The organism is Paraburkholderia aspalathi (assembly GCF_900116445.1).
Lineage (GTDB): Bacteria > Pseudomonadota > Gammaproteobacteria > Burkholderiales > Burkholderiaceae > Paraburkholderia > Paraburkholderia aspalathi.
The window spans coordinates 129,883-143,570 of the sequence record NZ_FPBH01000020.1; the positions used below are offsets into that span (position 1 = coordinate 129,883).

At 63.7% G+C, this 13,688-nt stretch carries 11 protein-coding genes; 6 read left to right on the top strand and 5 right to left on the bottom strand.

All coding sequences use genetic code 11. The features are described 5' to 3' along the window. Nucleotides 1-79: 79 nt before the first annotated feature. The 6 genes from BM438_RS27180 (at nt 80) to BM438_RS27205 (ending at nt 7,614) form a co-directional block, all read left to right on the top strand. A complete protein-coding gene (locus tag BM438_RS27180; protein ID WP_093640509.1) occupies nt 80-3,394 on the top strand; it encodes an Rne/Rng family ribonuclease in 3,315 nt (1,104 codons plus the stop codon). A 242-nt stretch (nt 3,395-3,636) separates the two neighbouring features. Further along, complete coding sequence (gene moaA / locus BM438_RS27185) at nt 3,637-4,746, top strand: GTP 3',8-cyclase MoaA (RefSeq protein WP_093640512.1); 1,110 nt, start codon at nt 3,637-3,639, stop codon at nt 4,744-4,746. A gap of 13 nt (nt 4,747-4,759) precedes the next feature. Next, on the top strand, nt 4,760-5,374 hold the full coding sequence (gene mobA / locus BM438_RS27190; RefSeq protein WP_093640515.1) for a molybdenum cofactor guanylyltransferase MobA: 615 nt from the start codon (nt 4,760-4,762) through the stop codon (nt 5,372-5,374). Nucleotides 5,375-5,448: 74 nt separating this feature from the next. After that, a complete protein-coding gene (gene moeA / locus BM438_RS27195; protein ID WP_093640675.1) occupies nt 5,449-6,750 on the top strand; it encodes a molybdopterin molybdotransferase MoeA in 1,302 nt (433 codons plus the stop codon). Between the two features lie 100 nt (nt 6,751-6,850). Continuing rightward, entirely contained in the window at nt 6,851-7,126 is a 276-nt protein-coding gene (locus tag BM438_RS27200) for a hypothetical protein (RefSeq protein WP_054036190.1), read from the top strand. Continuing rightward, nucleotides 7,126-7,614: a GNAT family N-acetyltransferase gene (locus BM438_RS27205; RefSeq protein WP_093640518.1), complete on the top strand. Its 489-nt coding sequence runs from the start codon at nt 7,126-7,128 to the stop codon at nt 7,612-7,614. Before BM438_RS27200 ends, BM438_RS27205 begins: the two co-directional genes overlap by 1 nt. 27 nt (nt 7,615-7,641) lie before the next feature. On the opposite strand, the gene BM438_RS27210 is transcribed toward BM438_RS27205, so the two are convergent. From BM438_RS27210 to pncB, 5 genes are all read right to left on the bottom strand, one after another. Further along, nucleotides 7,642-9,087, bottom strand: coding sequence for a DNA recombination protein RmuC (locus BM438_RS27210; RefSeq protein ID WP_093640521.1), 1,446 nt, complete (start codon nt 9,085-9,087; stop codon nt 7,642-7,644). Next, nucleotides 9,084-10,073, bottom strand: coding sequence for a 2-hydroxyacid dehydrogenase (locus BM438_RS27215; RefSeq protein WP_093640524.1), 990 nt, complete (start codon nt 10,071-10,073; stop codon nt 9,084-9,086). Before BM438_RS27215 ends, BM438_RS27210 begins: the two co-directional genes overlap by 4 nt. 66 nt (nt 10,074-10,139) lie before the next feature. Next, entirely contained in the window at nt 10,140-11,567 is a 1,428-nt protein-coding gene (locus tag BM438_RS27220) for a sodium:proton antiporter (protein ID WP_093640527.1), read from the bottom strand. 64 nt (nt 11,568-11,631) lie between these two features. After that, a complete protein-coding gene (locus tag BM438_RS27225; protein ID WP_093640530.1) occupies nt 11,632-12,294 on the bottom strand; it encodes a LutC/YkgG family protein in 663 nt (220 codons plus the stop codon). 183 nt (nt 12,295-12,477) lie between these two features. Further along, entirely contained in the window at nt 12,478-13,674 is a 1,197-nt protein-coding gene (pncB, locus tag BM438_RS27230) for a nicotinate phosphoribosyltransferase (protein WP_093640533.1), read from the bottom strand. Nucleotides 13,675-13,688 lie beyond the last annotated feature (14 nt).

Consider the following 13,688-nt stretch of genomic DNA (forward strand, 5'->3'; position numbering starts at 1 on the left):
CGGCATGCCGCTGCCCTCGTGGCTCTCGCGACTGACAACCGCGCAGCTGAGGGCTAGCTAAGCCGCCTGGAGCCGTTCAATGAAACGAATGTTGTTCAACGCGACGCAGCAGGAAGAACTGCGCGTCGCCATCGTCGATGGGCAAAAACTCATCGATATCGACATCGAAACCGCCGGCCGCGAACAGCGCAAAGGCAATATTTACAAGGGCATCGTCACCCGCATCGAGCCGTCGCTCGAAGCCTGTTTCGTCAACTACGGCGAAGACCGCCACGGCTTTTTGCCGTTCAAGGAAGTCGCCCGCCAGTATTTCCGTGACGGCGTCGACATGCGCTCCGCGCGCATTCAGGACGCCCTCCGTGAAGGCCAGGAACTGATCGTTCAGGTCGAAAAGGAAGAACGCGGCAACAAGGGCGCGGCCCTCACCACCTTCATCTCGCTCGCCGGCCGGTATCTGGTTCTGATGCCGAACAACCCGCGCGGCGGTGGCGTATCGCGCCGGATCGAAGGCGACGACCGCCAGGAACTGCGCGAAACCATGGCGCAACTGCAATTGCCGGAAGGCATGAGCATCATCGCGCGTACGGCCGGTATTGGCCGCTCCGCCGAAGAGCTGCAGTGGGACCTGAACTACCTGATGCAACTGTGGCGCGCCATCGAAGCCGCGTCGCAAAGCGGTTCGAGCGGCCAGCCGATGCTGATTTATCTCGAATCGAGCCTCGTTATTCGCGCGATTCGTGACTATTTCCAGCCGGATATCGGCGAAATTCTGATCGACACCACCGAAATCCATGACCAGGCTCGCGCCTTCATGGATATCGTGATGCCGGATAATGTCAGCAAGGTGAAGCGGTATCACGACGACGTGCCGCTTTTCTCGCGCTTCCAGATCGAACACCAGATCGAAACCGCGTATTCGCGCACGGTCCCGCTGCCTTCGGGCGGCGCCATCGTGATCGACCACACGGAAGCGCTAGTCGCAATCGACGTGAACTCGGCACGCGCCACCAAGGGCGCCGACATCGAGGAAACGGCGGCACGCACCAACCTCGAAGCCGCCGACGAAGTGGCCCGCCAGTTGCGCCTGCGCGACCTGGGCGGCCTGATCGTGATCGACTTCATCGACATGGAATCGGCCAAGAGCCAGCGCGAAGTCGAGCAACGCCTGAAAGACGCGCTGAAGCACGACCGTGCACGCGTCCAGATGGGCAAGATCTCGCGTTTCGGCCTGATGGAACTGTCGCGTCAACGTCTGCGCCCGGCTCTGTCGGAAGGCAGCCATGTGACGTGCCCGCGCTGTAATGGCACGGGCCACATCCGCGATACCGAATCGTCCGCGCTGCAAGTGCTGCGGATCATTCAGGAAGAAGCGATGAAGGAAAACACCGCGGCGATCCATTGCCAGGTGCCGGTCGAAGTGACCGCCTTCCTGTTGAACGAAAAGCGCGCCGAAATCAACAAGATCGAATCGCGTTTCAAGGTCAACGTCGTTCTGATCCCGAACAAGCATCTCGACACGCCGCATTACAAGCTCGAGCGCCTGCGTCACGACGATGCGCGCCTCGACGAGCCGCGCGCTTCGTGGAAGATGGCCGAAGAAGCGGCCCGTGAACTGGAATCGGAAACCGGTTACAGCAAGCGCGCCGAGGAAGTGAAGCCGAAGCAGGAAGCCGCGGTCAAGGGCATCACGCCTGAGAAGCCGGCCCCGAGCGCGCCGGTCCGTCCGGCAGTAACCCCGGCACCGGTGGCCGTCACTCCGGCCGGCGGCGGCTTTATTGGCTGGTTGAAGAATCTGTTCGGCATGCAGCCGGCCGCGCCGGCGCCTGTCGCACCGGCTACGACCGAAAAGCAGACGCGTCCGCAACGCGGCGAACGCACGGAGCGCGGTGAGCGCACCGGCGAACGCGGCGGCGATCGCAACCGCAACCGCCGTAGCGGCGCAGGCGGCCGCGATGCAACGGGCCGTGGCGAAGGCGCGACCGGCGGCCGTCAGGCTCAGGGTCAGCAACCGTCGCAGCGTCGCGAGGAACGCGAACCGCGTGAAGCACGCGAAGGTCGTGAGCCGCGTGAAGCACGTGAATCGCGCGAGCCGCGCGCTAACCGTGAGCAGCGTGAACCGCGTGAGACCCGTGAAGGCCGCGAACCGCGCGAGGCTCGTGAGCCGCGTGAAGGTCGCGAGGGCCGTGACCGCGACAATCGCGGCAGCGATCGTGCGGAAACCGTCGAGGGCGCACCGCGCGCCGAACGTGGTGAACGCCAGGAACGTGGTGAACGCCAGGAACGCGGCGAACGCCGTGAGCGTGGCGAGCGCGCTGAACGTGGCGAACGCCGCAAGCAGCAGCCGGAAGCCGCAGATGCACTGACGCAGAGCGACGCGCAAACGGCGGAAGAGCTGGCGCAAAACCAGACCGCCCTGGGCGAAAACGGTATGCCGGTCGATCAGGAAGCGGTGGCGCGTGAAGGTGAAGAGCGCCGTCGTCGCCGTCGCGGCCGTCGTGGTGGTCGTCGTGAGCGTGAAGAAGACGTGAACGGCAACCTGGCTGCGGACGTTGCGGAAGGTGAAGGCGACAACATCAATGTGACCGATGACGCACCGGTGCGCACCGCGCACCAAGCGGTCGAGCACAAGGCTGAAGTCAACGAAGCGGCTGCAGTCAAGCCGGTGGAAGTGGTTGTTGCTGCTGTCGCGACGGAAACCGTTGTGGTCAGCGAACTGCACGCTGTAACCGAAACGCCGGCGCTGGCCGCCGAGCAGGCTGCGAAGACGGAAACGGTTGTGCCGGTCGCAGAAGCGCCGGTTGCACCGGTTGCGGTCGAGCAGGCCGTGGAAGCGCCGGTGGCGCAAGCCGTTGCCGCGCCGGTTGAAGCCGCGCAAGCTGCGCCGGCTGCCAGCGAGACGGTTTCGCTCGCCGAACCGGTCGCCCGCTTTGAAGCTCCGGTTGAAACTCGGGTCGAAGCGCCGGCAGTTGCTCCGGTAGTTGAAGCGCAAGCCGCACCGGCTCCGGTGGAAACGGTGGCTCCGGCAGCAGTGGTCGAAGCGCCGGCCGCCCAGCCGGCACGGCAAGCCGATATCTTCGAAGCGCAACCGGTCGCGGCAGGGGTCGCACCGGCAGTTGAAGCGGTCGTTGAACCGGCAGCAATTGAGCCGACGCCCGTTGCAGTTGCTGCGCCGCAAGCGCCACGTAATGCCGGTGTGTCGGCTGAAGCCCTGAAGCCGGTGCTGGAACAAGCCGGTCTCGTCTGGGTGAACACCGACGCCGACAAGCTGCGGGCCGCGCAGGAAGCGGCTGCGCAAGCGGCCAAGCCGGTTCGCGTAGGTCGCGAGCGTAAGGCATTGCCGCCGGTCGAAACCGCGCCGATGCAAATGGTGGAAACCGGTAAGCATCCACAGTAAGCGAACCGCCGCCAGGCAAAAAGCCCGCCCTCACCGGCGGGCTTTTTGTTTTATGGGCGCCGCGGCCCCGTCCGATTACGGGCTTTATGCCCCTCCCCGTATACCCGGACGGCGTCCTGGCGCCGGCAGCCGCCGGATGCATTTCCGCTAGAATGAATATCTAGGTTCCAATCGCAGCACCGGTCGCAGCACCAGGCCCGGCACTTAAGCAGCCCGAAACGAAGCATCAAGCGAAGCAATTCATGTCCCGACGCATCATCCCTGTTGCCGATCTCAGCGCGGTGCCGGTCATTACCGGCCCCGTGCAGGCGCCCAGCGGCGCGCTGCACGACACGCTGGCGCGCCCGCTGCGCGATCTGCGCATCTCGGTGACGGATCGCTGCAATTTCCGCTGTGTCTACTGCATGCCGCGCGCGGTGTTCGACAAGGATTACGCCTTCCTGCCACATAGCGCACTGCTCAGCTTCGAAGAAATCGAACGGCTGGCGCGGCTCTTCGTCGCGCACGGCGTCGAGAAAATCCGTCTTACGGGTGGCGAGCCGCTGCTGCGCAAAAATCTGGAATTCCTGATCGAACGGCTCGCGCAACTCGCCACGCCGGAAGGCCGCCCGCTCGATCTGACGTTGACCACCAACGGCTCGCTGTTGGAGCGTAAGGCGCGCAGCCTGAAAGACGCCGGCCTGACCCGCGTGACGGTGAGTCTCGACGCGCTTGACGACACCCTGTTTCGCCGCATGAACGACGCCGACTTCGCGGTCGCCGACGTGCTGGACGGGATCGCCGCGGCGCACGCGGTGGGACTCGCGCCGGTGAAAGTCAACATGGTCGTCAAACGTGGCACCAACGACGGCGAAATCGTGCCGATGGCGCGGCATTTCAAAGGCTCGGGCGCGGTGTTGCGCTTTATCGAATACATGGACGTGGGCACGTCGAACGGCTGGAACATGACCGAGGTATTACCTTCCGCCGACGTCGTGACGCGCATCGCCGAGCATTTCCCGCTCATGCCGCTCGAAGCGCACAGCGCAGCCGAAACCGCCCAGCGCTGGGGTTACGTGGATGGCGGTGGCGAAATCGGCGTGATTTCGAGCGTGACGCGCGCGTTTTGCGGCAGTTGTACGCGAGCGCGTCTGTCGACCGAGGGCAAGCTGTATCTGTGCCTGTTCGCCTCGTCCGGTCACGATCTGCGTGGGCTGCTGCGCAGCGGTGCGAGCGATGCCGATATCGCCACCGCCGTCGCCGAAATCTGGCAAGGCCGCGGCGACCGTTATTCACAATTGCGCGGCAGCAATGCAGCCGCACCGCGCGCGCAGGACGCCCGCCGCGTGGAAATGTCGTACATCGGCGGCTAAACCGGCCGCGCCCATGAACCCGGCTCGCGAACACATCACCGGTCTGGTCCTCGCGGGCGGACGCGGCGTGCGTATGGGCGGCGTCGACAAGGGCCTGCAAACGCTGCACGGCGAGCCGCTCGCCGCTCACGTGCTGAAGCGGCTCGCACCGCAAACCGGCGCCCTCCTGATCAGCGCCAATCGTCACCCTGAGGTCTATACGGCGCTGGGCGCGCCGTTCGGCGCCAAGGTGCTTGCGGACACCCTGCCCGGCTTCCCCGGACCGCTGGCGGGCCTGCTCGCCGGTCTACGCGCGGCCGGCACCGCGTACGTGCTAAGCGCGCCCTGCGACACGCCCGGGCTGCCCGCCGATCTCGCCGCCCATCTCACGCAGGCACTGAGCTCGCATCAGGCCGACATCGCCACCGTCACGACCACGAACGCCGAAGGCCACGTCTCGCTCCATCCCGTGTTCGCATTGCTGCGCACGAGTCTCGCCGACGACCTGGCGGCCTTTCTCGACGCCGGCGAGCGTAAGGTTCGCGCGTGGTACGCGCGCCACAAGACGGTCGAAGTCGCCTTTACCGACGAGCGCGCGTTTTACAATATCAATTCGTTACAAGAACTCGCCGACCTCGAGCGTTGCTGAGGCCCCGGTTGAAATCCCGCTCCGGCCGCACGGCAACAGCCGCTTCCGCCGCCGATCGCGACGTCCAGCCCTTCATGACCACGCTTAACGAATTTTCCAGCTGCGTCGCGCAGTACGATCCTCATGCGCTACCTGTTTCGGCCGCCCAGGCGATCGTCCGTCAATGGGCAACGCCCGTCACGGCGGTCGAACGCGTGCCCTTGCGCGATGCGCTCGGCCGCGTGCTCGCAGCCGATATCGTTTCGCCGATCAACGTCCCGTCGCACGACAATTCGGCCATGGACGGCTACGCGTTCAATAGCGCGGCATTGGCAACGAGTGAATCCACGGTCAATTTGACGATCGCCGGCAAAGCGCTGGCGGGTCATCCGTTCCAGGGCCACGTCGACACGACGCAATGCGTACGCGTCATGACGGGTGCCTGCATGCCGGCTGACTGCGACACCGTCGTGCCGCAGGAGCTTGTCGAGCGCAGCGCCGATTCCACCTCGATCCGTTTTGCGGCCAACGCCTTGCGAGCCGGCGCCAACCGGCGCCTCGCCGGCGAAGACCTCGCCCGCGGCCATGCCGCGCTACGCGCCGGCCGCATCATGCGCGCGTCGGACCTCGGTTTGCTGGCTTCGCTCGGCATTGGCGAAGTCAACGTGCGGCGGCGCCTGCGCGTCGCGTTTTTCTCAACCGGCGACGAATTGCGCTCGCTGGGCGAGCCGCTCGACCCGGGTTCGGTGTACGACAGCAACCGCTACACGCTGTTTGCGATGCTTCGGCGCCTGAACATGGACACGCTCGATCTCGGCGTGGTGCGCGATGAACCCGCGGCGCTCGAGGCTGCATTGCGCAGCGCCGCAGCCAGCGCCGACGTGGTGTTGACTTCGGGCGGCGTCTCGGTGGGCGAAGCGGATTTCACCAAGCAATTGCTGCAGACGTTCGGCGACGTCGCCTTCTGGAGTCTCGCAATGCGTCCGGGCCGGCCGCTCGCTTTTGGCCGCGTCTGGTCCGGCGCGCATCCGGGTCTCGGGCTACCCGCGTTATTCTTCGGCTTGCCGGGCAATCCCGTGGCCGTGATGGTGACGTTCTACCAGATCGTGCGCGAAGCGCTGCTGCTGATGTCCGGCGCTACGCCGCAGCCGCTGCCGGTCTTGCGCGCCGCCAGCCGCCAGGCCATCCGCAAGCGCGCCGGCCGCACCGAATACCAGCGCGGCGTCGCCGGGCAAGATGCGCACGGCCAATGGCATGTCACGCCGACCGGCTCGCAAAGCTCCGGCGTGCTGAGTTCGATGAGCGAAGCAAATTGTTTCATCGTTCTCGGGCACGATGAAGCCGATATTGGCGAGGGCGAGCACGTCGATATCATGTTGTTCGACGGCCTGATCTGACGCCTGACCGAACGCTTGCGTGGCGGCGTTTTACGGCCGCGCTTTCAGCCTCATTTGCACGCTTTACCCATTACCACTACGACACACGGGTTTGACTTACATGAAAAAACAGATCTCGTTCATTGCACCGGGACAGACGGCCAAAGCGCTTATCCTCGTGTACCTGACATTCTCGGTGCCGATCGTGCTGCTCGGCGTGCTGGTGGCGTTCATCCGCTATGGCTCGGTCGAACTGAGCACCGTGTTCAGTGCGCTGCTGCTGAACGCGATTCTCGGCTTCATCCTGCTGTGGATTGCGTGCCACGCCTACAACTGGGTGGCGTCGCGCTTTGGCGGTATCGAAATCCAACTGACCGACGCGCCGGAAGAAGCGTAATGCCCGCCACGATCCGCGCCGCGACGCCTGCGGATACGGGCGCTATCTTCGCGCTGACGTACGAGCTGGCCGAATTCGAGAGTCTCACGCACGTATTCGTCGCGACCGAAGACGGATTGCGCGACGCGCTGTTCGACGCGCGGCCCTCGATCGAAGCACTGGTGGCGGAAAACGAAGGACGCATCGTCGGCTATGCGCTGTTCTTCCACAATTACTCGAGCTTCGCCGGCAAGCGCGGACTATATCTCGAAGATATCTACGTGCAACCGGGTCAGCGCGGTAGCGGGCTAGGCGCCGCGATGCTCGCGAGGCTGGCGGCACTGGCAGTCGAGCGGCAATGCGGACGCTTTGAATGGACCGTGCTCGACTGGAACAAGCAGGCCATTAGCTTCTACGAAAAATTGGGCGCGACAGTGATGCCGGATTGGCGCGTCGTGCGTCTGACGGGCGACGCGCTGGAACAGTTGGCCGCAGCCGCCGCTTCCTGAGTTTAGGTTCGAGCCAACCGTCAGACTCTACTGCTCGTCGGGATCCACACCCGTTAGCGCATCGCCGAGCAACCCGCTCGCCTCTTCACCCGGCAACGCCTCGACGTCACGCAGCTTGCGGTTCATGACGCGGGTGCGCGTTTCCGCGGCTTCGATCGAACGCGTGACGGTTTCAAGCTGCGCCTTGGTCTTGGCCAGCACGTCACCGAATTTCCCGAACTCCGTTTTCACCGCGCCGAGCACTTGCCACACTTCGCTCGACCGCTTCTCGATCGCCAGCGTGCGGAACCCCATTTGCAGGCTATTGAGCAAGGCGGTCAGCGTGGTCGGGCCGGCAATCGTCACGCGATAGTCGCGCTGCAGCAGGTCCGTCAGGCCCGGCCGACGCAGGACTTCTGCGTACAGACCTTCGGTCGGCAGAAATAGCAGCGCGAAATCAGTGGTGTGCGGCGGCGACACGTACTTCTCTGCAATCGTGCGTGCCTCGGCGCGAATCCGCGCTTCGAGCGCGCGCGACGCCTCCTCCACCGCAACCGGATCGGCGCGCTCCTGGGCCTCGATCAGCCGCTCGTAGTCTTCGCGCGGGAACTTGGCGTCGATCGGCAGCCAGACCGGCGTAGCTGGACCACCCACCTCCGCACGGCCCGGCAGTTTGATCGCGAATTCGACGCGATCGGCGCTCTTCGGTATCGTCGCGACGTTCTTTGCGTATTGATCCGCCGTGAGCAGTTGTTCGAGCAATGCTTCGAGCTGCACTTCGCCCCACGTGCCGCGCGTTTTGACGTTAGTGAGCACTTTCTTCAGATCGCCGACACCCGCAGCCAGCGTCTGCATTTCACCCAAACCGCGATGCACCTGCTCCAGCCGGTCGGACACCAGCTTGAACGATTCGCCCAGGCGTTGTTCGAGCGTGGCGTGCAATTTTTCGTCGACGGTGCGACGCATCTCGTCGAGCTTGGTCGAGTTGTTCGCCTCGATGTCTTTCAGGCGCTGCTCGATGGTCGCACGCACTTCGGCGAAGCGGCGATCGTTCGACTCGGTGAGCTGGCCCAGTTGCAGGGTCAGCGTGTCGCCGAACTGCTTGAGCGTGCGCCCCTGCTCATCGCGTGCCTGCTGCGCCTGCTGCTGCAAGCTGTGACGCACGGCGTCGAGTTGCTGCGCGAAGCCATCGATCTTGCCGCCCTGCACCGTCGTCATACTGCTGAATTGCGATGCCAGCGTTTGCTGGAAGTGCGCGAACCCACTGCTCTGCTCGGTGCGCGAGACGCGCGCCGTTTCCGTGATGTCGTTGCGCAGTTGCCGCTCGAGCCGCTCATAAGCATGCGACTGCGCATCCGCCGCCGTATCGATACGTTCGCTGAGAATCTCGAACTGCTCGCTTCCGTCAGTGCGACTACCGCGCATCAGCAACGCCAACGCGATGACCAAGGCGACCGCCAGCACGGCAACGGCCGCCACCAGAATCATTGTCATGAACGCGCCTTGCCGATGACCTCGGGGTTGATCGGATTCGGCGGCCGGCCGGCACGTGGACCTTCGCCCAGTGCCGCGATTAGATTGTCCGCGGCGAGGTTCGCCATGGCGCGGCGCGTTGCTTCGGTCGCGCTGGCGATATGCGGTGTCAGTACGACATTCGGCACCGTCAGCAGATCCGGATTCAGACGCGGCTCGCCTTCGTAAACATCCAGGCCCGCTGCGGCAATCTGTTTCGTGCGGAGCGCTTCGACCAGCGCGGCATCGTCGACGATGCCGCCGCGTGCGATGTTGGTGAGCGTTGCGGTCGGCTTCATCTGCGCGAATTCGGCTGCGCCGATCGTATGGTGGTTTTCCTTCGTGTACGGCAAGACGAGCACCACGTGATCGGCGCGCTGCAGCAGGTCCTGTTTGGACGCGTATTGCGCGTTCAACTCCGCCTCGATCTCCGGCGCGACACGCGAACGGTTGTGATAAATCACCTGCATGTTGAAACCCTTGGCGCGACGCGCCAGCGCCTGTCCGATCCGGCCCATGCCGATCACGCCGAGTGTCGAACCGTACAGGTCGGTGCCGAGAAAACCGTCATAGGTCCACTTCTGCCATTTGCCCGCGCGCAGCCAGTGCTCCGATTCGGCGATGCGGCGCGCCGCGGCCATCATCAGCGCCCAGCCGAAATCGGCGGTCGATTCGTTCAGCACGTCCGGCGTGTTGGTGCCGAGCACGTTCGCCGCGTTGAACGCAGCCATGTCGAAGTTGTTGTAGCCCACCGCCATGTTCGACACCACACGCAGACGCGGCGCCGCGGCGAGCGTCGCCGCGCCGACCGGATCGCCCGCGGTCAGCGCGCCGTCTTTATCCGCGAGACGGCGCGTCAACTCGTCTGCGGGCAAGACTTCACCCTGGTGCCAGTCGACATCGAAATACTGTTTGAGCCGTTCGATCACATCGGGAAAGATCGGGCGGGCGACGAGGATCTTCTGCATTGCAATTCTCCGGATAGCGCGTCGAGGCCAACAACCTCGGCGTCACGATGAATGTGAAACCAGCCGTCAAAAAAACAGCCAGCCGGTGACGAGAAACAGCGGCACCAGCACCACAACCGACCAGCCGAGATACGCGAAAAAGCTCGGCATGCGAACGCCGCGCGACTCCGCGATCGCTTTCACCATGAAGTTCGGTGCATTGCCGATATACGTGTTGGCGCCCATGAACACCGCGCCGGCCGAGATCGCCGCGAGCGTCGTGGCGCCAGTGGTCATCAGTGTCTGCGCGTCGCCGCCAGCCAGGTTGAAGAACACCAGATAGGTCGGCGCATTGTCGAGAAACGACGATAGCAGGCCAGTCGCCCAAAAATACATCAGGTCGTGGGGCTGGCCGGACGGGTTGACCAGATGGACGATGCCGGCGAACGCGCCCGCCTCGCCGGCGCGCAGGATTGTGATGACCGGCACGATCGTCACGAAGATGCCCGCAAACAGTTTGGCGACCTCTTCGATCGGTGCCCAGTTGAAGTCATTGCCGGCGCGTGCCGCGCGCGGCGTCAACGCCAGCGAGAGCAAGGTGACGCCGATCAGCGCGACGTCGCGCACGGCATTTTGCAACGCGACGTGCGTACCGAAAACGTCGAACACGATGTCTGACTTCCAGAGTCCGCTCATCAGCACCAGCGCAATCACGGCAGCGAGCAGCACGAAGTTGATCTTGCCGTCGACGCCTAGCGGCGGCGAATCCGGCGTCGGATCGAGAAAGCGCGAACGCTCTTCTTCACGCCGATGAAAATAGTACGAATCCAACGCATAGAACGCGGCCAGCAGCACGACGCAGACAAACAGCATCGGCACCGCCAGATGCGTGGTGGTCCAGAAGAAACTGACGCCTTGCAGGAAGCCGAGGAAGAGCGGGGGATCGCCAAGCGGCGACAACGAGCCGCCCGCATTCGCGACCAGAAAGATGAAGAACACCACCACATGAACGACGTGCTTGCGATTGTCGTTAGCGCGCAGCAATGGGCGGATCAGCAGCATCGCCGCACCCGTCGTGCCCATGATGCTGGCCAATAGCGTGCCGAGCGCGAGAATTGCAGTATTCAGGCGCGGCGTGCCATGCAGATTGCCGCGCACGCAGATGCCGCCCGCGACCGTATAAAGCGCCGTCAGCAACACGATGAACGGAATGTATTCTTCGAGCACCGCGTGCACCAAGGTTCCGAATGCGACGCCCGTGCCGAAGGTAAGCGCAAACGGCACCAGGAAGAGCAGTGCCCACGCTGCCGCGATCTTGCCGAAATGGTGATGCCAGAATGCCGGTGCGACCAACGGAAACACCGCGATCGACAACAGCACGCCCGCAAACGGCAGGCCCCACATCGCCGACAGCGTCGCGCCGTCAAGCGTAGCCGCCGATGCTAGTTGAGGCCACCCGGCCAACGTCAGAGCAGCAGCGAGCGTCATGCTCGCCCACACGGCATGTCGTTTCATATTCTTGAAGTCCTTATTTGCGCGAGTGACGGTGCGCGGCCGAAGGCCTGGCCGCTCGCCACGCTCAAGCGCCACGCACGACGATCACATGCACCCGATACGGCCCATGTGCGCCAAGCACGATAGTCTGTTCGATATCGCCGGTGCGCGACGGCCCGGAGACAAAATTGACCGCGCGCGGAAGTTCACCGCGTTCGCTGCGGATCAGCCCAAACGCCTCTTCATGTCCTGAGACGATGCGCGAAGCCGGCACGATTGCAATATGCGTTTCCGGCAGCAAGCCTGCCGATGCGTAGGTTTCCGGTCCGGACAACAGAACAAGCGTGCCCGTCTCCGCAGTCGCGCAGAAGCAGCCAGTGAGACCGACCACGTCGCCGTCTTCAGGTTTGCGGAATTCGACGTGAAGGCCGGCTTCGGCCCATTGAAGATCTTGCAGGGTTTGCCATGCGATCGCTTGCAGCGGCAAAGCGTGTTCAGTGAGGTAGCGATGCGCGGCGGAAGGCACGTCTCCCAGCGAGTCGACCGTGTCGACCGTGGTGGCCATTCTCTGCGCTTCTTCGATGAAGCGCGTAGTCAGATCGGCCGGCATCTCCGGACGCGGCCCCTCGGGATGGCGCGCCAGATAATCCGCAGCCGCCTCGCGCTCGGCAGCGGAGGGCTCAGGCTCGCGCCCTTGTGCCGCGCGGATGCGCGCCAGGATGTTGCGGCGGGCAATCGATGTGTCCATATGCGAAATCCTCGTGTCGACAGCCGTGCGATATGGCGGGAATTATACCGGCCACCCTGCGCGGGAACACCCTGGCCGAACGGCCTAAGGCAGCGTATCGGCCACGCGGCGAGCACGATCTCTGCGAGATCCCAACAGAATATCGGCACAAGACATCGACACACGCGCCGCGCAGACGCCACCTTACTTCGCCGCGTCTTCCTCGGGTTGCGCAATGCCGAACACCTGACGCAGATACGCGAGATAGGCCTTGTCGTCGCACATGTTCTTGCCCGGCGAATCCGACAGTTTCGCCACCGGCTGACCGTTGCAGCGAACCATCTTGATGACGATCTGCAAGGGGTTGTAGCCCAGGTCGTTTGTCAGATTCGTTCCTACGCCGAATGCCAGCTTGCAGCGGCCGCGGAAACGCTCGTACAGTTGCAGCACCTTCGGAATGTCGAGTGCGTCGGAGAACACGAGGATCTTCGTGCGCGGGTCGCAGCGGTTCGCCTCGTAGTGCTTGAGCAGGCGCTCGCCCCAGTCGAACGGGTCGCCGGAATCGTGGCGCGCGCCGTCGAACAGCTTGCAGAAGTACATGTCGAAGTCGCGCAGGAAGGCTTCCATGCCGTACACGTCCGACAGTGCGATACCCAGGTCGCCGCGATACTCCTTCGCCCACATCTCGAAGCCGAAGATCTGCGAATCGCGCAGCCGCGGACCGAGCGCCTGACACGCCTGCAGGTATTCATGCGCCATCGTGCCGAGCGGCGTGAGGCTGTGCTTCATCGCGTAAAAGACATTGCTGGTGCCGGCGAATTGTTCGCCGAGGCCGTCTTTCAGCGTGAGAATCACTTCTTCGTGCCATTGCTTCGAGAAGCGGCGGCGCGTGCCGTAGTCGGCAATCTTGCAGTCGGCGAATTCCGGGCGGGCGCCGAGCAGCTTGATCTTCTCGACGAGACGGCCGCGCCCTTCACTGTAGTCAGGCTTCTGCTGGGTGTTGCGGAAGTAGACTTCGTTGACGATCGCGAGCATCGGGATCTCGAACAGGATCGTGTGCAGCCACGGCCCCTTGATCTCGATGTCGATTTCACCATTGCCCTTCGGCGAGGGGGAAATCGAAATGTATTTCTCGTTCAGATGGAACAGGGCGAGAAACTCGATGAAGTCGCCCTTGATGAAGCGCATGCGCCGCAGGTAGTCGAGCTCGTCGTCGGTGAAGCGCAGATCGCAGAGCTTGCGCACTTCGTCGCGAATCTCGCTGATATACGGCACGAGGTCGACATTCGGCGTGCGGCAGCGAAACCGGTACTCGACATTCGCCGCGGGAAAGTGATGCAACACCACTTGCATCATCGTGAACTTGTACAGATCGGTGTCGAGCAGCGAAGTAATAATCATGATGGTGCGAACTG

Excerpts from the sequence above, each read along its gene's own strand:
- BM438_RS27215 (WP_093640524.1), bottom strand. The coding sequence starts at position 10,073 with ATGCAGAAGATCCTCGTCGCCCGCCCGATCTTTCCCGATGTGATCGAA.
- BM438_RS27220 (WP_093640527.1), bottom strand. The coding sequence starts at position 11,567 with ATGAAACGACATGCCGTGTGGGCGAGCATGACGCTCGCTGCTGCTCTG.
- moeA (WP_093640675.1), top strand. The coding sequence starts at position 5,449 with ATGACCACGCTTAACGAATTTTCCAGCTGCGTCGCGCAGTACGATCCT.
- moaA (WP_093640512.1), top strand. The coding sequence starts at position 3,637 with ATGTCCCGACGCATCATCCCTGTTGCCGATCTCAGCGCGGTGCCGGTC.
- BM438_RS27210 (WP_093640521.1), bottom strand. The coding sequence starts at position 9,087 with ATGACAATGATTCTGGTGGCGGCCGTTGCCGTGCTGGCGGTCGCCTTG.
- pncB (WP_093640533.1), bottom strand. The coding sequence starts at position 13,674 with ATGATTATTACTTCGCTGCTCGACACCGATCTGTACAAGTTCACGATG.
- mobA (WP_093640515.1), top strand. The coding sequence starts at position 4,760 with ATGAACCCGGCTCGCGAACACATCACCGGTCTGGTCCTCGCGGGCGGA.
- BM438_RS27200 (WP_054036190.1), top strand. The coding sequence starts at position 6,851 with ATGAAAAAACAGATCTCGTTCATTGCACCGGGACAGACGGCCAAAGCG.
- BM438_RS27180 (WP_093640509.1), top strand. The coding sequence starts at position 80 with ATGAAACGAATGTTGTTCAACGCGACGCAGCAGGAAGAACTGCGCGTC.
- BM438_RS27205 (WP_093640518.1), top strand. The coding sequence starts at position 7,126 with ATGCCCGCCACGATCCGCGCCGCGACGCCTGCGGATACGGGCGCTATC.
- BM438_RS27225 (WP_093640530.1), bottom strand. The coding sequence starts at position 12,294 with ATGGACACATCGATTGCCCGCCGCAACATCCTGGCGCGCATCCGCGCG.